Raw genomic sequence first — 18,312 nt, 5'->3', positions numbered from 1 at the left:
AGGGACTATTTATGACTCAGTTAATTAATAATGATCTGCTAGGCACCCAAAACCAAAGCCTAGAGAGCGGACTTAAAAGTGACTACACCGCACTGGGCGAAAAGCTTGCTCGCTCAGACATCAATATTGAAGCCATCCTACAAAAAGCGAAAGCTTTTTCGATCGCCGTACCTTCTTGGGGCGTGGGTACAGGTGGTACACGTTTCGCGCGCTTCCCAGGACAAGGGGAGCCGCGCAACATCTATGAAAAACTTGATGATTGCTCTGTCATTCAGCAGCTTTCCCAAGCGACCCCGGCCGTATCCCTTCACATCCCTTGGGATCGTCCGTCTGACCCAAATGAACTTCGTCAATATGCAGATCAATATGGCTTAATGTTTGATGCGATGAACTCTAATACGTTTCAAGATCAAGCAAATCAAGAGAACTCTTATAAGTACGGCAGTCTGACTCACACCTCTCAGGCAGTACGTGATCAAGCGATTGCTCACAATATTGACGTGGTTGAATTGGGCCAAAAGCTTGGCTCAAAAGCATTGACCATTTGGGTGGGGGACGGCTCAAATTTCCCAGGTCAACAACACTTTAAAAACAGCTTCGCTCAGTACATAGACAGTATCAAGCAAATCTACGCGACTCTTCCTAATGATTGGAATATGCTGTTGGAGCACAAAATCTTTGAGCCAGCCTTCTATTCCACTGTGATTCAAGATTGGGGGTCCAGCTATCTAGCCGCCAAGGAAACAGGAGAGCGCTGTTTATCATTGGTCGACCTAGGACATCACGCGCCAAACGTGAACATCGAAATGATTGTGAGTCGACTCGCGCAATTTGGAAAACTAGGCGGATTCCATTTCAACGACAGCAAATACGGTGATGACGACCTAGACAGTGGCTCTATTAATCCATACCAACTGTTCCTAGTGTTCAACGAGCTGACGGACATCCAGCTTGAAAACCCAAGCTATAGCCCGTTTTATATGCTGGACCAGTCCCATAACGTGACTGATCCAATTGAAAGCTTGATGTACAGCGCCGCTGAAGTGCAACGTGCATACGTGAAAAGCTTGCTTGTAGACCGCAAAGCATTGGCTCATTACCAACAAACCAATGACCCGATGATGGCGCAAGCCACACTGAAACAAGCGTACAACTTGGACGTTGAGCCTATTTTGCAAATGGCTCGTTTCCAAAGTAACGGCGCCATAGACCCTATCGCCTGTTATCGTGAAAGCGGTTACCGTCAGCAGTGCGCCCAAGCCCGCCCTGTAGATCCAAACAAAACCGGCTCAGGCATCATTTAACGGGCACTGAGCGCTGCTATGACAAAAAAGCCCAACAATAAAGTTGGGCTTTTTGATGTCAATAACTGCCACGAAAGAGCCCTCTCCCCTTATAATAGCTACCGCATAAGGTAATAAAACCGTTACATCCAGGAGCACATGATGAGCTTAATCTGCGAACTAAGCGACCTACGACGCTTATACCATAAACGCGTACCTAAGATGTTTCAGGGTTACTGTGAGTCAGGTTCTTGGACCCAGCAAACACTATCCCTCAACACTTCCGACTTTAAAGAAATACTGTTCCGCCAACGTGTAGCGCGTGATCTTGAACCGCGCTCCCTAAAAACCACTTTAGTGGGCCAAGATGCGAAGATGCCACTTGCCCTCGCACCCGTTGGCTTACTTGGTATGCAGCATGCTGATGGCGAGATCTTAGCCGCCCAAGCAGCAGAAGAATTTGGCGTACCCTTTACCTTGTCGACCATGAGCATCTGCTCGATTGAAGCCGTTGCCGCCAAAACCCAAAAGCCCTTTTGGTTTCAACTTTACGTACAAAAAGACCGAGAATTCACTAAAAAGCTTATTGATAGAGCCAAAGCCGCAGGCTGTTCAGCATTGGTTGTTACACTGGATCTGCAAATGATTGGCCGACGTCATGCCGATCATCGTAATGGCATGACAGCACCGCCACGCCTAACCCTGCCAAACATCATCGACATCGCTAAACGCCCCCGATGGGCCATGGGCATGCTCAATACAAAAAACCGCGAGTTCGGAAACATTCAAGGCTGCGCAACTGGCGTCGATGACATGAACGACCTAATGAAATGGACGGCTGGCTCTTTTGATACCAAATTAGGCTGGGAAGACATCCAATACTTCCGTGACATCTGGCAAGGCCCGCTCATCATCAAAGGCATTATGGAAGCAGACGACGCTCGGGAATGCGTCAAACTCGGCGCTGATGCTATCGTTGTTTCCAACCATGGAGGTCGACAGCTAGATGGTGCTCGATCTTCCATTAGCACCTTACCTGAAATCGTTGAGGCCGTAGGCGACCAGATTGAAGTATGGCTTGATGGGGGCATCCGTAGTGGACAAGATATTATTCGCGCTAAAGCACTAGGAGCAAAAGGCGTCATGGTGGGCCGCCCAATGGTGTACGGACTTGGTGCTATGGGCAAGCCTGGAGTCTCAAAAATGCTAGAGATTTTCCACCAAGAAGCAGAACTCACTATGGCCTTTATCGGTCACCGAGACATTCACCAAGTGACCCGAGACGATATTGTCTTAAGGACACCCTTCCCTCGTTAAGCACAACCACACAACTCAGCACAACAGTGCTGAGTTACCTCTATCGTGAACCACTCAATGCGTAATGCTATTCCACAATAGGCATCGTCGTGACTAAGAGAAAACGAAGCTACTAGCAAACCTCGAAGAAATAAGAATCCCCGATATAAAGGTCAGACATGAGAATTTAAAAGAAATGGTTGCGGGAGCTTCGGGTTATGAGGATCAATTTTATATCTTACTTTATCTTACATAAATTCAATTTTCTAATATGTGAAATTAAAAACCTTAAAAATCAATAACTTAAATTTTACTTTATTTCTAAAATTTAAAGTACTAAACCTAAATCAGCCAATAGAATGAAATTAATTTCACTTTCTCTATATGTAACTTGGTCTCAGAATCCCTATTCTCTTAGGGTGAACCCACTACGAATGACAAGTCCTTCGGGCTGCTATTCGTAAAGAAGAATATCAGTTTCCGAACCGTTAAGTAGAACTAAATATCTCACAGATGTTCTCTGTATGTGATGAGTACAAGGACATTAATGGATCTCCCTACTTTCAGCATACTATGCCAGAGAAGCACAATAATGGGCCTTTCTGAAAATGGACACCTTTTGGATTTGCTGACTTTGGGGTGCCATTTCGCAGAGTGTGCGCAAAGCACCGCAATGAGTTCCTTAGAAAACTGACCCCCCCTTTATCCCTGTTAAATTAGGTGTCAGTTTGTCTAAGCAATTAAAGGCCTGAAATGTATTTAGGGGAAATAGAAACAAGTAACTTTTCGCTTCTGCGAATTATTCAATCCAACTTACCCATTTGGTAAATTAGTCAGCATAGACAATAGCTGCAGAATATTAGATTTCTTTTCTAAAGACTCTATCTCATCAATTATTGAGAATTGTTGCTCTATGGAAAGCACATCTCGTGTGTAATTCTGAAATTTTGCCACAATATCTTCTTTGGTCATCGGCACATTTGGATCTCCTTTAGCCTGACTAATAGGACTACGGATCACACGACCATTTTTTAATACAATCTCTACTCTAGAAAGAATTTCTGCTGGAAAACGCTGTGACAACTCATCGGATTCAACAATCCTGATGCGGTCTGCCAATTTTAAAACAGCTTCATCATGAATCGCATTTTCATCAACCTGGTTAGGACCTAACTCTCCGTTGCAAATCAAAGCAGCAACAGGAAAAGCCAGTGCATATTGAGCCTCATCGGAATTCTTTGGGTGATAACCTTGTAAGCGCATGGACTCATGGAACGTTTCAATTTGGACCGATTCAATGTTTTCTGGCCGAATCGTTTCATCAAGCTCTAACATAGCAACAACAGCTGTCAGTGCAGGTTGCGCCCAACGACAAACAGGCCAAGGTTTAAAATATTGATTGTCAATTTCCCAAACTGCCCCAAGATCTTGCCAGGCATTTGATTGACCAACGTTCAACATTAATTCTGTAGGCGCACCAGTAATACCACTTTGAGCTAAAAACAAAGCATTCACTCCACTGAAAGCGCCTGCGCCATGGGCATCTCTCAAATTACTCGGATAGTCAATTAACTTCATCATTGGGCAGCGCGGTGAGAAATATTCCGCGATTCCCATTGCATGTAAACAAGCACCTTGTTCAATCTTTAAGATCCGAGCCCCTGCTGCCACAACCCCTAAGCCAGAAAAAGCGCCTGATGCATGGTAATCGGAGGCGTTTGACATTAGCGCCACTCCTGCTCTTAAAGAGACTTCATAACCGATTGCGAGTAATGTTAAAAACTCTTCGCCTGAGATATCACGCCCTTGATCACAATAAGCATCAACTAATGACAATAATGCAGGGACAACTGTAGCGCCAGCATGACCTTTGGATAAAAAATGCCCTTCGTGAGCATCTAAACTATCCGCAGAAAAACCTCCAGCCCAAGCTGCCCCCAAAGGAGAAACAGAACGACCATCAAATAATAAACGAGTTGAAACATCAGAGGCTGAATAGTAATCAATTGCAAATTTCCTAATATTCCTACTGGTATCATTTTCCGAAGCGGCGCAAATAATACCTAAAATATCTATCAGCGAGGACTTCAAGAGTATTTTCGTTTTTTCAGGTATATCTTGGAAACTCAAACTTTCGCTAAACCTAAAGACCTCGTACATTATATTTCCTCTTTTTTGGCCATTTAATTATCTGAAAATAATCATTAGGTCTGATGAAAGTCAATATTTACAAAAAGTATAAATCCTTTCCTCTACATAAAATCAGTTATTAAAAATATCTCCTGTCTACATTCAATTTATTCTAAAATATTAATAACCTTGAGGTTTTAACAAACACATTGTCGTTAACCTCCCCACTTCGATAACCTAAAGTATTCAATTACCCTTAAAAAAGGTCGCTTTACCCCTTTGGCACACCCGACCTAGACTTGTGAATAAGCCAGACATCTAGCGATATCAGGGTAACTATTGTATAAAAGCGCCCTATAAAATCAGGCCTCAGAGCCTACGTCGGGGGGAACCAGTCGTTTTAGGATGAGTTATAACATCCTCTAGCAACTGCCGATGACAAACATAATGGAGAAAGAAATGAGTAGCCAAAAGTCTACCTTAGATTTAATCAACGAGCGTCAACCTAGGCATGCCTTAAGTCGCGAGTTGTATACCAATGAAGATGTGTTTCAAGAAGATCTTGCTCAAATCTGGCACAAAGAGTGGATCTTTGCTGGCCATACTTTTGAAATTGAGAAAGCAGGTGAATATATCACACTCCAAGTTGGCAATTATCCCGTTATCGTTGTTCGTGATGACAAAGGTACTGTAAGAGCTTTTCACAATGCCTGTCGCCATCGTGGATCCCGCATCTGTAAAAACAGCAAGGGTAAAAATGCTAAATTAGTTTGCCCATACCATAAATGGACATTTGGACTAGATGGTAAACTTTTATTCGCAGGCAATATGGGTCAAAACTTTGACACCTCGACTCATGGGTTAAACACTGTTCACTGCGAAGTCATAAACAGCTACATATACATCTGTGTTGCAGACGAAGCCCCTGATTTTGCTCCATTTCGAGAAGCAGTAAGGACCTTTACTACGCCACATAATCTAGATGATTGTAAAGTTGCATTCGGATCTAACCTAGTAGAAAAAGGTAATTGGAAACTAGTTTTTGAAAACAATCGAGAGTGTTATCACTGTGATGCAAATCACCCAGAATTATTAAACTCGTTTGTTGAAAACCTTTCCGTAGCTGGGGTAGGCGGGGAAGAAGACCCAGAGCTTACGGAGCACTGGAATAAATGTGAAGCTGCAGGTTTACCAAGTCGCTTGGTTATGGATGAAGCGGGTCAGTTTCGCATGACACGAATTCCACTATCTGCAAAAGCAGTGAGTTATACCATGTCTGGTAAACCTGCTGTAAATGGTCGACTTGATAATTCTGGGGTTGAAGACATCGGTGCTCTGCTCTACTTTCTCTACCCATCCACTTGGAATCATTTCTTAGGAGATCATGCATTGAGTTTCCGCATTCTTCCTCTAAGCTCTGGAGAAACATTAGTTACAACAAAATGGCTCGTTCCAAAAGAGGCCAAAGAAGGTGTCGATTACGACATCGACGACCTGACAAAAGTGTGGCTGGCCACTAATGACCAAGATCGAGAGTTAGTAGAAGAAACATTCCGCGGCGTTCAGTCACCTGCTTATATACCAGGCCCATTCTCTGAAATTGCTGAAAATGGTGTTTGCCAATTTGTTGATTGGTATTGCGATACCATGAAAAAAAGGCTGAGTTAATACTCTTTTACATTCCCCTTAAAAATGCGGCTTTATTAGCCGCATTTTTTTTGCTAGCAACCTCTAAAAACAAAAAACCTAAAACCTATTTTTAATAAATCTTTAATAACTACAGGTTAGGCATTATGCCGAAAAAAGGTTGATTGTATAGGTATCAAGTAACTGAGTAAGATCATTATTAATGTAATGATGTTTTAAGTCTTAATAGTATTGTTTTTATAAAGATACCATGGATAAAAAGAGAGTGAAGCAAATGAAATTTGAAGGCATATATACTCCTGTCATCACCCCTTTCCGGGAAGACAGCTCGATCGATTTTGACGCATATGTTAAGCATGTAAACTATCTAGTAGACTCAGGTGTTCATGGTCTAATGATCGGTGGTACTACAGGCGAATACTATGTGGAAAGCCATGAAGAGCGCTTGGAACTTCTGAAAAAAGCAAAGGAAGCCGTGGGTGATAAGACACAAATTATTTTTGGTACTGGATCACTCGACCCAAAAGCATCATTAAAGCTTGCGGAAGATGGAGCTAAATGCGGTGCGGATGTATTACTTGTCGCAACTCCCCCTTATTCTCTGCCAACACAACGGGAACTTGCACTTCATGCCTTAACAATCGACCGTGCTGCAAATCTGCCTATCATGCTTTACAACTACCCAGATCGAATGGGTGTAAACATGGAAGAAGAGTTCTTAGATCGAGTTGGGCAATCAAAAAACTTTTGCGGCATAAAAGAAAGTTCAGGCGATATCAATCGTCTTCACATGTTATTGCGAGATTACCCTCACATTCAAACCGCTTGTGGTATGGACGACCAAGCATTGGAATTCTTTGCTTGGGGTGCACGTAGCTGGGTATGTGCTGGGTCTAACTTCCTGCCAAAAGAGCACCTAGCGCTCTATCAAGCATGTGCTTTAGAGAACGACTTTCAAAAAGGACGTCGAATAATGTCTTCTATGCTTCCTCTAATGCGAGTGCTAGAACAAGGCGGTAAATTCATTCAGTCTGTTAAATATGGCGTCACTTTAGACGGACGGTTTGCTGGCACGGTTCGTAAGCCCTTGCGTGATTTGAACAAAGATGACAAGCGCCAAATGGAGCAAGTAACCCGAACGCTGAAAACTTCTATCGCAAAGATTCTAGCTGAAAATCCTTCCAAACCATCCGCGAAAGCCACCAAGTAAGCAGGAGATTAAACTATGTCAAACGTATTAACAGAGCAAGAATATCAAGCCATTGCCAGCCCTTTGACATTTCCGACAATGGCTTTCATTGATGGGAAGTTTCGACCTGCAAAATCTGAAAAGACCTTTGCTAGCTTAAACCCGGCCACAGGTGAACATCTCGCTGATATTGCAGCATGTGGCAAAGAAGATGTTGATTTTGCAGTAGAGAAAGCACGTGAAGCTTATGATGACGGTCGCTGGAGTAAGCTTCATCCAAGTGAACGCAAAGCATCGCTAATTAAATTGTCAAAGCTCGTACTGCGTAACCGACATGAATTAGCGGTAATGGAAAGCTTGGACTCAGGTAAACCGATTTCTGATTGTGAGAACATTGATATCGAAGAGTTTGTTCACATCATGAAGTGGCATGCCGAACTCATTGACAAAATTTATGACCAAACGGCCCCTGTTGGTCCTGATGCTATATCGATGATTGTGCGGGAACCCATTGGGGTCGTAGGTGCTGTGTTGCCTTGGAATTTTCCATTGCTAATGCTTGTATGGAAAATTGCTCCTGCATTAGCAGCAGGTTGCTCCATGGTCATAAAACCAGCCGAGCAAACCTCTCTGACTGCCTTGCGCATTGCCGAACTAGCTGTAGAAGCAGGTATACCTCGAGGCGTGCTAAATATAGTTACTGGTGGTGGTGCGGAAGTTGGCGAACCTTTGGGCCTTCATATGGATGTCGATATGTTGACATTCACGGGGTCCACAGCAACAGGTCGACGTTTCCTTCGCTACTCTGCTGACTCAAATATGAAAAAAGTCGTACTCGAGCTTGGCGGTAAAACCCCATGTATCGTTCTAGATGATGCAGAAGACATTGATTATGTGGCTCAGCAAGTCTGTGCTGCAGCATTCTGGAATATGGGGGAAAACTGCTCTGCTGGTTCTCGTCTCATCGTTCAAGCAGGCATCAAAGACAAGCTTCTGGAGCGAATTAAAGTGCATGCTCGCGACTGGAAAATTGGCAACCCGCTAGATCCTCAAAATGCCCTAGGAGCGATGATTGATAGTAATCACTTTAACAAAGTTGAAAGCTATCTAAACCTAGGCAAAAAAGCAGGATACGAGCTTGTTCTTGGTGGCAATACTATAGATGGGCGCTTTATAGAGCCAACTGTGTTTGATGGCGTGTCAAATTCAGACGAACTTGCCCGCGACGAGATCTTCGGTCCAATCCTGTCAGTCATTACAGTGCAAAGCTATGACGAAGCGATTCAGGTAGCAAACGATACCGAATACGGCTTAGCCGCTTCTGTCTTTACCGCTAATGGGAAAAAAGCAATACGAGCAGCTCAAGCGATTAAAGCAGGTACCGTGACAGTAAATTGCTTTGGCGAAGGTGACATAACGACACCATTTGGAGGGTATAAGCAATCTGGGTTTGGAGGTCGAGATAATTCAATTCATGCCCACGATCAGTACACAGAACTTAAAACCATTTGGATCGATCTGAGTGACGGCCAAGTAGATGGCTCTATCGACTAACCACCTCTAGTCGGTAGGTTCAAGAGCTCTCCCTTATCGCCTCAAGTTATAAGTGGGGAGCTCTCCCTATTGTTTTCAAGATGGGATTTGCTATGACGCATAAAAAAATCACAAGACTTCCAAAGGACCCCGGCCCCTCGGCGTGGAATAAGATCATCGGTTCAGATGACGAGTACCCGATGTTAACAAGTGACATCGAGGCTAGCTGGGTCATAGTTGGTGCTGGGTGGGCAGGCATGGCCGCTGCACGTAGATTAAGCCAACTAATACCTAATGACGAAACAATAGTGGTCGTCGATGCTACACGATTAGCTGAAGGGCCTGCTGGTCGAAACAGTGGTTTTCTAATCGACCTGCCACATGATTTGAACTCAGAGACTTACGCAGGTAACAACGCGAACGATCTCATGCAGATCAAAATGAATCGGCATGCTATCGACTTTGCAGAATCAGCAGCCATTGAGTATGGCATGCCCAAGTCCGTTTTCAGCCGTAGTGGTAAGATCACTGGAGCCTCAACCAATCAAGGCATCAAACATATATCCAGCTACAGCAAACACTTAAATGAGATTGGTGAAAGTTTTGTGCTCAAAGATGCTGCAGAAATGCAGCAGATTACAGGATCATCTTTTTACATCGCTGGACTCGAAACCTCCGGTGGTGCAATGGTTCAACCGGCTGCTTTCATACGCGCCTTTGGTAAAGGTTTGCGAAACCGCATAAAGATATTTGAAAACACGCCAGTTTTAGAGATGAAAACGGGCTCTCCTCATATTCTCAAAACCCCTAAAGGGTCAATAAAAGCGAAACATTTGATCTTAGCGACGAATGGTCACATACAATCATTTGGATTTTTTCCTAAGCAGCTACTTCATGTGTTCACTTTTGCCTCAATGACACGTGCACTGTCACCTACTGAGCTTATATCCTTAGGGGGCAGACCAGACTGGGGAATTCTCCCTGCTGATCCAATGGGCACTACAGTTAGGAAGATCTCTAACTACTCTGGCAGTGGAGATCGATTGATCATTCGCAATTTAGCCACGTTAAACCAATCACTCGAAGCGACCACTGCAGATATGCGTCGAGCTAAATCAATGCAAGACCAATCATTTTCAGACCGTTTCCCTATGTTAAAAGACGTTGAGATGGAATATCGATGGGGTGGCCGCTTATGCTTGTCCTTGAATGCAATGCCAGCCTTCGGAGAACTGGATAAAAACGTGTGGTCTGCCTGTTGTCAAAATGGTCTTGGCACCGTTAAAGGAACACTTTCTGGTATGGCAGCAGCTGAACTTGCTGTACTGGGACACACTGATTTAATGGATAATATCCAGTTACCGAGTACATTGCCCCCCGAGCCATTTTTATCAATTGGCGCAAATATGACAATGCGCTGGAAACAGTGGCGAGCAGGCAAAGAGCTTTAGTAAATAATTGCACTGGACTGCTATCAGTCTCTTGGAGAACACCAATGAATGAATTTAATTCCTCAGACTTTTTGAATACCATGAATACTCAAACATGGAGCAATGGTCGTCATTTAGTGCGGTGCGTGAAAGTCATCCCTGAAACTCATGATGTCACCACGTTCACTTTTAGTATGAATGAACCAGTTATGTTTTTCTTTAAACCTGGTCAATTTGTGACACTAGAGTTAGACATAGCAGAAGAACGCATCATGCGTTCTTACACAATTTCCAGCTCCCCTTCTATTCCGTACAGTTTTTCGATCACGGTAAAAAGGGTACCTGGTGGCGTGGTATCCAACTGGTTACATGACAATTTAACACCAGGGGATCAGTTGGCAGTTCACGGACCGGTTGGTAATTTCAATTGTATGGACTATCCCGCTGATAAAGTCCTGCTACTTTCTGGTGGTGTTGGTATCACGCCAGTCATGTCTATGGCTAGGTGGTGGTTTAACACAGACTCCGAAGTCGATATGGTATTTGCTCATAGTGCTCGTTCACCTAAAGACATTATCTATGCTAAAGAACTCGAGTACATGTCAACTCGAATTGACAACTTCAAGATGCATCTTATTTGCGAACAAACGAATATAGGTGAATCTTGGGGAGGTTATAGAGGCTATTTAAACACCCATATGTTCCAATTAATTGCGCCTGATTATATGGAACGAGAAGTTTTTTGCTGTGGACCTGAGCCTTATATGAAAGCAGTCCGAACATTACTTCAAGAGCTGGGATTTGACATGACTCGCTATCATGAGGAATCGTTCGGCGCGACTCCTATTGAAGATGTTAAGTTAGCAGAAAAACATGCAAATCAAGCTGAGCTCGAAGATCTAGAACCCAAACAAATGATCATGCTTCGAATTCCTGAAATGGAAGTAATGCAGGAAGTAGCTCTTGACGTCATTCTAAATGAAGCAGCGGCAGAGGGTGGTGTTAATATTCCAAAAGCTTGCGGTGTTGGCATATGCGGCTCTTGTCGTGTAAAAGTAGTCCATGGCAACTTTGAAATGAATCATAATGGCGGTATTTCTGAAGAAGAGATAAACGACGGCTACGTATTATCATGCTGTACTCGTGTAAAAGGCGATATAGAAATAGAGCTCTAAAATAGGAATAGTCTAAAATCTTTACCTATTAATTCATCCTGATACAAAAATGGGCGTATAAGATTTCTTATACGCCCATTTTTATATCATTTACACACCTAATTTCTGTGGACAGACAGGCTCGAAGAAATTAAATAATTAAGCACTTTTCTCTATTTGAAGATGTGCATAACTGTCTACAAAACGACGGAATTTATGTTCACCGCATTTATAAGGTGAATAACTTGATTGCTCTAAATCCGACACACAAGTTGGAACTGGCTCCACAACTGCATCAAAGTCCATATCCATAAAGAATGGATATGAGTATCGCTCTTTACCACTGGTATTTATGACTCGATGATACGTAGAAATGTATTTATTATTCGTATACGTTTGTACTAAATCACCGATGTTAACAATAAAGCTTCCAGGCATTGGCGGTGCACTAATCCAGTTACCATCTCGATTTTTTACCTGTAAGCCACCTACTTCATCCTGAGATAAAATAGTTAAAAATCCGTAGTCCGTATGTTCACCTATACCAATTTTTTCACGAGATATCTCTCCAGTTTGCGGTGGGTAGTGCAATAGGCGCTGAATAGAAATAGGTTTCTTCTGTAATTTATAAAAGTAGTCAAAGGGCAAGCCAAGGCTCAATGAGATCGCGCCAATAAGTTTATTTGCGAGAGCTAACATCTCAGAATGATATTCTTCCATCACTTGCTTGAAGCCTTCGATGGATTCCGGCATCAAATTTGGCCCAAAAAATGGCGATACTTTATCCTCGTGTTGTCCATAATCAAAGCATTCTTTAAAGTCTTGCGTGTGATTTGGATCGACGTTTTCACCAAACATGGGAATATAGCCCCTGAGTGTCTCACCGCTTCTTTCAATATTTAACTTTTGCTTTTCTTCTAAGGGTAAGTCAAAAAAAATCTCTGTATAATTTTTGACTTTTTCCATTAATTGTTCATTGACACCATGATTAACGATGTAAAGAAAGCCGATATTTTCACATACTTCACCAATTTTTTTCGCCACAGATTCAATGTCTGTTCCATCAATTAATGTACTCAAATCAATAACTGGAATTTCATTAAAATTTGTTTCTTGTGCACTCAAATAACTATCAACTCTAGTACTCATGCTCCTTTCTCCCTTTATGGTTTTTATAGGACAGAAGCTATTATGATAAAAACTAGATTATTGCTGATATTAAAAATCCGAACATTTTTAGCAAATTTTATTTCCCACTAAAACGGGAGAGGTAGCTTTGAAGTCCGACCTCCATCCACTACTAAAATTTGTCCTGTGACGAAGCTTGATGCCTCTGAAGCAAGAAACACTGCGACTCCACCTATATCTGAAGGCGTGCCCGTCCTACCTACTGGGTGCATTCGCAGTAATTCACTCATCACCTTTTCTTCATTTTCTTGGCTTCCAATATAGGCATTGCTTAAATCACTTTGAATCCAACCTGGGGCTATCGCATTACAACGAATGCCCTTGCTCCCTAAATCTACGGCTAACGCCTTAGTTAAACCATGAACAGCTGACTTTGAAGTACAATAAGCTAAGTGGTTTGGGTTCGCCGCTATTCCTTCTATCGAACCCATGTTGATAATGCTAGCGGAAGTACTAGCCACTAAAAATGGCATAAGCGCTTTGACAATAAAGGCTGGGGTACGAGTATTAATCATCATCATTCGATCCCATTCTTCTTCATCCAAGTCTTCAACCGCTTGCTCGAACATAATCCCCGCGTTGTTCACGACCACATCTAAAGCGCCTAGGTGCTTTTCGACGTAGACAGCAATAGTTTTAGATGCATCCTTCGCAAGTAGATCCACTTGGCAAAAATGAACGTTGGGATTTTGTGAAAGAGTTCCTTGTAAAGGCTGCCTCTGAGCAATAAGAACGGTCGCTCCAGCTTCTAGTAAGGCTAATGTGACTCCAAGGCCGATACCTCTACCACCACCGGTAATGAGTGCAAATTTACCCTTTAGCGTCATTATGATACTCCTATATTTGTTCCATACTTATTGACTATCTATACTTTTCCTAACAGCAGAAGGATGACAACCAAACTCTTTCCTAAAACATTGCCCCATATAACTATGAGACGAGAATCCGCACGCATTCGCAATTTCTGATAATGGTAAGTGGGTTGCTTCAACCAATTCATAGGACCGTTCAAGCCTGATTTTTAAATAATGCTTGTTAGGCGTAGTATCAAAATGCTTGCGGAAAGTCAGCTCTAACTGGCGGATAGAGGTACCAATCATTCTACAAATCTCATCAATACTGTAAGGCTCCTCTATATTTGTTTCCATAATTTCTATTGCAGCCCCTAAAACGGGTGATTTTAAACGTAACCTTAAATGATGATTGCTTTTTTTGATTTCATCTAATGTCCGAATTTTATCTGCTTGAAATCGCTGTGAGATTCTTTCAGTCAAATTCGTGCCAAAATCCAAACCTATTAAATACATCATGAGGTCTAGTGCCGTTGTGCCACCTTTACAGGTATAAATCTGATCTGAAACGGAGTACAAACTTTCTTGAATTGGGATACGAGGGTAAAGCTCTCTAAAAACATCTTCTTGCTCAGATGTAACTGTACAAGTCATTTCTTTCATCAACCCTGAACGGGCAAAAATAAAACTTCCACTTGATAGTGAAACCAGCTTACCACCATTCTTATACTGGTTTTTCAATAGCGTCATCAGATGTGAATTATTATATTTAGAGGCACCTTTATAAGCACATAGACAGATTAAATCCGCTGCTCTAAATTCAGAGATATGTTCGTCAGCTTGTATCATTATGCCATTTGAGCTTAGAACCCTTTTATCTCCTACTTCATCAGAAGCGCTAAATATCACACATTTGTAGAGCTCTTTTTTTTCTAAAGCATTAGCAACACTAAAGGCTTCTACCGTTAAAGAAAATGAGGTTAACGCAAACCCCGGTAACAAAATAATAGCGACCTTTTTAGTCAAAGTTACCTCTACGAACAAGTATTTTTCACAAAAAATAAAAAAGGCCAGGTTTTAGCCTAGCCTTTGATAGTAAAACCTTAACTAGCCGATTAGTTTGCGGCTTTACGAGCCATTTCAACCCAACTATCGAATTGCTCTTGATGCTCAGAGATCCATTCATCAGCATGACGTTTTATATCAGCTTCAGAATTTTCACCATTGCGCATTAATAAGTTCTGAGCACTCTCGTCATCAGAGCTAATTTGGACATTCGATAAAAATGCCATTGCAGCAGGATTATCTAACCCAAAATCACGATTAACAACAGACATTACTTCATCTACCGCAAAACCTAAGTTCTTGCCGTTAAATGTCGTTGGTACATCATTACCGTTTGGCAAATCGGTGTACGGAACCTCTAACCAAACAACATCCTGATTCACCTTAAGAACACCTGAAATCCATTGTGGAACCCAAGTATAAAAGAGCACAGGCTTGCCATCTTGATAACGTGCAATGGTATCCGCCATTAACGCAAAATATGATCCGCGATTATGAGTCACTGTATCACCTAAATCATATGCATCAATATGATGATCAATAATCAGTTCGCAGCCCCAACCTGGATTACAACCTGTCAAATCTGCTTTGCCATCACCGTTGCTGTCAAACAACTTTGCGATCTCTGGCTTTTTAAGATCATCGATAGAAGTAATGCCGTACTTGTCTGCTGTTTTTTTATCTATCTGATAACCTTGTAAAACGCCTGGCATGATACTACCAACTTTCATCATGGTGTCATCACCACCTGCTTTCTGATAGAAAGTGTCATGAAGTTTGTCCCATAAATGTACGGTAAAATCTGCATCACCGTAACTAATAGCAAGCAGCATTGTCGCATACTCAGACTCTTTCGGCTCTTCTACTTCGTATCCTAGTGCTTCAAGACCAGCAATAGCAATCTCTCCACGAAAACGCTCTTCAGCAATTGAAGGGAAAATTGGAGTAACTTCTACACCTTTCCCTGGCATATCATTCGCTATGGCCGAATTGCTTAATACGCCTGCCATTAATGCGATAGAGAAACTTTCTACGACTTGAGTTTTCTTACAAAATTTAGAGATAGATTTCATAATGTTTCCTTTTGATTGCTTGTGATTATTCTTGCGTTGCTTTTTTGGGCTGAGATTTGATTACCTTCTGATGCTGAGTTTTACCCCCAAAGATTGAAACAATTAAACCAACAGGACCGACTTGGTACCAACGTACCGCGCCACTTGCACTGGTCTGTTGCCCCATGGCTTGTGTTAATCGGTCAAGGAAAATGGCCAATAGCACCAATCCAAGTCCTCCGACCGTTGCTAACCCCATGTCTAATCGTCCAATACCTCGAAGAACCATCTGACCTAACCCTTCCACTGAAATCATAGAAGCAATAACAACCATCGAAAGAGAAAGCATTAGAGTTTGGTTAACACCCGCCATGATAGTTGGCGTCGCAAGAGGCAACTGAACCTTAATAAGCATTTGTTGCTTAGTACAACCAAAGGCACGTGCTGCCTCAATTTTGTCTGCAGGTATTTGACGGATACCTAAATTCGTTAGACGGACTAAAGGGGGGAGAGCAAAAATAATAGTGACCAAAACCCCCGGTACGTTTCCGATACCAAAAAGCATGACAACAGGCACTAAGTAAACGAAAGCAGGCAAAGTCTGCATTGCATCCAAGACGGGACGAATCGTTTTTTCCATTCGATCATAGCGTGCACTGAGAATCCCTAACGGGATGCCTATTACGACACAGAAAAATAAAGAAGTAATAACCAGCGACAACGTAACCATCGACTGCTCCCATACTCCTATCAGACCCAACAATGTTAATGTCACTGCACAGAAAAGCCCCATACGTGGGCCAGCCACTTGCCAGCCAAATAAAACTGAAAGTACTATTCCAATTAAAGGAGGAATGGAGTTAAGAACACCTTCTACTAAATCTAAAATCTGATCTATCGGCCAACGCGCCGCGCGAAATACATCTCTAAAATTCTGTACTAGGTAGTTCAATACAGCTTCTACCCAATCGCCAACGGGAATCGTAAATTGTTGAAATGGATCTAGAAAACTTACATCAATCATAATAAATGCCTTTTGTGTTATGGTCTTTTTATTAGTTGTTTGCGAGCGTGGCTAAAACTTGCTCTTTTGATAGAGTCCCTTGGTAACTTCCCTTGTCATCAATTACAGGAACGGGATAAGGTGACTCAGAGACCACTGGAATCGATTCCTTTAAAGAGGTTGAGCCATTGATTGTAAAATGCTGTTTTATTCGATTAGACATCAAATTTTCTAACGAATTGACCGAATCATTAGCGATTGGAGTGACACCAACTAGCTTATTATTTTCATCCAATAAATAGACAAATCGATTTTCAGCGTTTGATATATCGAGTGGCAAAGCATGGGATGGAGTAATTGCCAGTTCTTCGGATTGAGCAATATCTCTGGCTTTTATTGTCTTGGTCATATCAACGCCTTTGAAAAAGGACGCAACATAATCATCAGCAGGATTATTCATAATTTCGTCAGGCGTACCAATTTGGACAATTCGCCCTCCTTCCATAATGGCAATTCTATCCCCAATACGAATCGCCTCATCTAGGTCATGAGAGATAAAAACTATCGTACGTTCTTGTTCTTTCTGTAAACGAATCAACTCTCCTTGCATTTCATATCGAATCAAGGGGTCTAACGCAGAAAATGCTTCGTCCATTAAAAGTATGGTCGGGTCATTTGCCAAAGCACGCGCCAAGCCTACACGCTGCTGCATCCCACCCGAAAGTTGATCGGGTCGGCTAAATGCATAGCTGTCGAGCCCTACTTGCTTTAAAGCCTCGAATGCTCGCTCATGACGAGTTTTCTTAGCTACGCCTGAAATTTCGAGACCGAAAGAAGCATTATCAATAACAGACATGTGAGGCATTAGAGCGAAGGACTGAAACACCATACTCATGTCATTACGACGGACGTTCAGTAAGTCTTTATCGGTCAAATTTGTGATAGTTTGGCCCTTTAGCTGAATTGAGCCAGCTGTCGGCTCTATTAAGCGATTAAGCAATCTGACCAAAGTCGATTTACCCGACCCTGAAAGCCCCATAATCACAAATATCTCACCCCGCTTAACTGAAAAGCTTGCGTCAAAAACGCCAACGTTTTGGCCTGTCTCAGCAAAAACTTGCTCTTTAGTAGCGCCTCTATTAAGCATATCCATTGCTTTTTTAGGAGCATTTCCAAACACTTTGAATACATTTTTTACTTCAAGAATTTCTTGAGAATTAGCCATATGTTCCTCTTTTTACTCAAAAATTATGCCGTTAAGCATTGAGTTTAAAATTATTATTTTGGTTAAAAATTGACTAACTCTAAGTTAAGAAGTTTACAGTGAAGCGTCCAATCACATATTTTCGGTATGATTGATTACTATAGGTTATTAAAAGCGGAAATGAGAATGGTTAAATAGATTGAAAGATGGGCTCAATGTATTGCTGGAGTAATGTAATTGTAGACTTTTGTTGGTGCATGACAGATTTTAGATTGAGGGTTGAATCGCCACTAGTTAGCTAGACACCTTTTAGTTAGATAAAATGATCTAATTGAGAGGTATTTATG

14 protein-coding genes are annotated in these 18,312 nt (G+C 42.2%); 7 read left to right on the top strand and 7 right to left on the bottom strand.

From position 1 onward, the window contains the following. The first annotated feature begins 11 nt into the window (after positions 1 to 11). Positions 12 to 1,304: an L-rhamnose catabolism isomerase gene (rhaI, locus tag ACFQ45_RS10955; protein WP_377367600.1), complete on the top strand. Its 1,293-nt coding sequence runs from the start codon at positions 12 to 14 to the stop codon at positions 1,302 to 1,304. A gap of 141 nt (positions 1,305 to 1,445) precedes the next feature. Further along, positions 1,446 to 2,600, top strand: coding sequence for an alpha-hydroxy acid oxidase (locus ACFQ45_RS10950; RefSeq protein ID WP_377367598.1), 1,155 nt, complete (start codon positions 1,446 to 1,448; stop codon positions 2,598 to 2,600). 792 nt (positions 2,601 to 3,392) lie between these two features. On the opposite strand, the gene ACFQ45_RS10945 is transcribed toward ACFQ45_RS10950, so the two are convergent. Continuing rightward, positions 3,393 to 4,739, bottom strand: a complete 1,347-nt coding sequence (locus ACFQ45_RS10945; protein ID WP_377367596.1) for an MmgE/PrpD family protein — start codon at positions 4,737 to 4,739, stop codon at positions 3,393 to 3,395. 429 nt (positions 4,740 to 5,168) lie between these two features. Between ACFQ45_RS10945 and ACFQ45_RS10940 the strand changes: the two genes are divergently transcribed. From ACFQ45_RS10940 to ACFQ45_RS10920, 5 genes are all read left to right on the top strand, one after another. Next, positions 5,169 to 6,377 carry an aromatic ring-hydroxylating oxygenase subunit alpha gene (locus ACFQ45_RS10940; protein ID WP_377367594.1) on the top strand — a complete coding sequence of 403 codons (1,209 nt, stop codon included), beginning with the start codon at positions 5,169 to 5,171 and terminating at the stop codon, positions 6,375 to 6,377. 253 nt (positions 6,378 to 6,630) lie between these two features. Next, positions 6,631 to 7,566: a dihydrodipicolinate synthase family protein gene (locus ACFQ45_RS10935; RefSeq protein WP_377367592.1), complete on the top strand. Its 936-nt coding sequence runs from the start codon at positions 6,631 to 6,633 to the stop codon at positions 7,564 to 7,566. Between the two features lie 15 nt (positions 7,567 to 7,581). Next, a complete protein-coding gene (locus ACFQ45_RS10930) occupies positions 7,582 to 9,099 on the top strand; it encodes an aldehyde dehydrogenase (RefSeq protein ID WP_377367590.1) in 1,518 nt (505 codons plus the stop codon). A 179-nt stretch (positions 9,100 to 9,278) separates the two neighbouring features. Beyond that, on the top strand, positions 9,279 to 10,529 hold the full coding sequence (locus ACFQ45_RS10925; RefSeq protein WP_377367589.1) for an NAD(P)/FAD-dependent oxidoreductase: 1,251 nt from the start codon (positions 9,279 to 9,281) through the stop codon (positions 10,527 to 10,529). 44 nt (positions 10,530 to 10,573) lie between these two features. Beyond that, entirely contained in the window at positions 10,574 to 11,683 is a 1,110-nt protein-coding gene (locus ACFQ45_RS10920; protein ID WP_377367587.1) for an FAD-binding oxidoreductase, read from the top strand. 138 nt (positions 11,684 to 11,821) lie between these two features. Here the strand turns inward: ACFQ45_RS10920 and ACFQ45_RS10915 are convergent, their stop codons facing one another. The 6 genes from ACFQ45_RS10915 to proV form a co-directional block, all read right to left on the bottom strand. Beyond that, positions 11,822 to 12,811, bottom strand: a complete 990-nt coding sequence (locus ACFQ45_RS10915; RefSeq protein ID WP_377367585.1) for an isopenicillin N synthase family dioxygenase — start codon at positions 12,809 to 12,811, stop codon at positions 11,822 to 11,824. 107 nt (positions 12,812 to 12,918) lie between these two features. Further along, positions 12,919 to 13,677 carry an SDR family NAD(P)-dependent oxidoreductase gene (locus ACFQ45_RS10910; protein WP_377367583.1) on the bottom strand — a complete coding sequence of 253 codons (759 nt, stop codon included), beginning with the start codon at positions 13,675 to 13,677 and terminating at the stop codon, positions 12,919 to 12,921. Positions 13,678 to 13,704: 27 nt separating this feature from the next. Further along, positions 13,705 to 14,667, bottom strand: a complete 963-nt coding sequence (locus ACFQ45_RS10905) for a GlxA family transcriptional regulator (RefSeq protein WP_377367581.1) — start codon at positions 14,665 to 14,667, stop codon at positions 13,705 to 13,707. Between the two features lie 89 nt (positions 14,668 to 14,756). Next, complete coding sequence (gene proX / locus ACFQ45_RS10900) at positions 14,757 to 15,779, bottom strand: glycine betaine/L-proline ABC transporter substrate-binding protein ProX (protein ID WP_377367579.1); 1,023 nt, start codon at positions 15,777 to 15,779, stop codon at positions 14,757 to 14,759. A gap of 25 nt (positions 15,780 to 15,804) precedes the next feature. Continuing rightward, positions 15,805 to 16,782 (bottom strand): glycine betaine/L-proline ABC transporter permease ProW, encoded by a 978-nt coding sequence (proW, locus tag ACFQ45_RS10895; protein ID WP_377367577.1) that lies wholly within the window; start codon positions 16,780 to 16,782, stop codon positions 15,805 to 15,807. 31 nt (positions 16,783 to 16,813) lie between these two features. Beyond that, the gene (proV, locus tag ACFQ45_RS10890; RefSeq protein ID WP_377367575.1) at positions 16,814 to 17,986 is read right to left on the bottom strand and encodes a glycine betaine/L-proline ABC transporter ATP-binding protein ProV; all 1,173 of its coding nucleotides are present in this window, start codon (positions 17,984 to 17,986) and stop codon (positions 16,814 to 16,816) included. Positions 17,987 to 18,312 lie beyond the last annotated feature (326 nt).

Origin of the sequence: Rhodanobacter aciditrophus, assembly GCF_042679525.1 — a bacterium.
Classification (GTDB): domain Bacteria; phylum Pseudomonadota; class Gammaproteobacteria; order Pseudomonadales; family Marinomonadaceae; genus Marinomonas; species Marinomonas aciditrophus.
The sequence above is the reverse complement of the archived record's forward strand: the minus strand, read 5'-3'. Positions and strand labels throughout refer to the sequence as shown.

Bases quoted from the DNA above. Each gene is read 5' to 3' on its own strand.
- ACFQ45_RS10925 (WP_377367589.1), top strand. From the start codon at position 9,279: ATGTTAACAAGTGACATCGAGGCTAGCTGGGTCATAGTTGGTGCTGGG.
- ACFQ45_RS10915 (WP_377367585.1), bottom strand. From the start codon at position 12,811: ATGAGTACTAGAGTTGATAGTTATTTGAGTGCACAAGAAACAAATTTT.
- rhaI (WP_377367600.1), top strand. From the start codon at position 12: ATGACTCAGTTAATTAATAATGATCTGCTAGGCACCCAAAACCAAAGC.
- ACFQ45_RS10935 (WP_377367592.1), top strand. From the start codon at position 6,631: ATGAAATTTGAAGGCATATATACTCCTGTCATCACCCCTTTCCGGGAA.
- proV (WP_377367575.1), bottom strand. From the start codon at position 17,986: ATGGCTAATTCTCAAGAAATTCTTGAAGTAAAAAATGTATTCAAAGTG.
- ACFQ45_RS10945 (WP_377367596.1), bottom strand. From the start codon at position 4,739: ATGTACGAGGTCTTTAGGTTTAGCGAAAGTTTGAGTTTCCAAGATATA.
- proX (WP_377367579.1), bottom strand. From the start codon at position 15,779: ATGAAATCTATCTCTAAATTTTGTAAGAAAACTCAAGTCGTAGAAAGT.
- ACFQ45_RS10940 (WP_377367594.1), top strand. From the start codon at position 5,169: ATGAGTAGCCAAAAGTCTACCTTAGATTTAATCAACGAGCGTCAACCT.
- proW (WP_377367577.1), bottom strand. From the start codon at position 16,782: ATGATTGATGTAAGTTTTCTAGATCCATTTCAACAATTTACGATTCCC.
- ACFQ45_RS10950 (WP_377367598.1), top strand. From the start codon at position 1,446: ATGAGCTTAATCTGCGAACTAAGCGACCTACGACGCTTATACCATAAA.
- ACFQ45_RS10910 (WP_377367583.1), bottom strand. From the start codon at position 13,677: ATGACGCTAAAGGGTAAATTTGCACTCATTACCGGTGGTGGTAGAGGT.
- ACFQ45_RS10930 (WP_377367590.1), top strand. From the start codon at position 7,582: ATGTCAAACGTATTAACAGAGCAAGAATATCAAGCCATTGCCAGCCCT.
- ACFQ45_RS10920 (WP_377367587.1), top strand. From the start codon at position 10,574: ATGAATGAATTTAATTCCTCAGACTTTTTGAATACCATGAATACTCAA.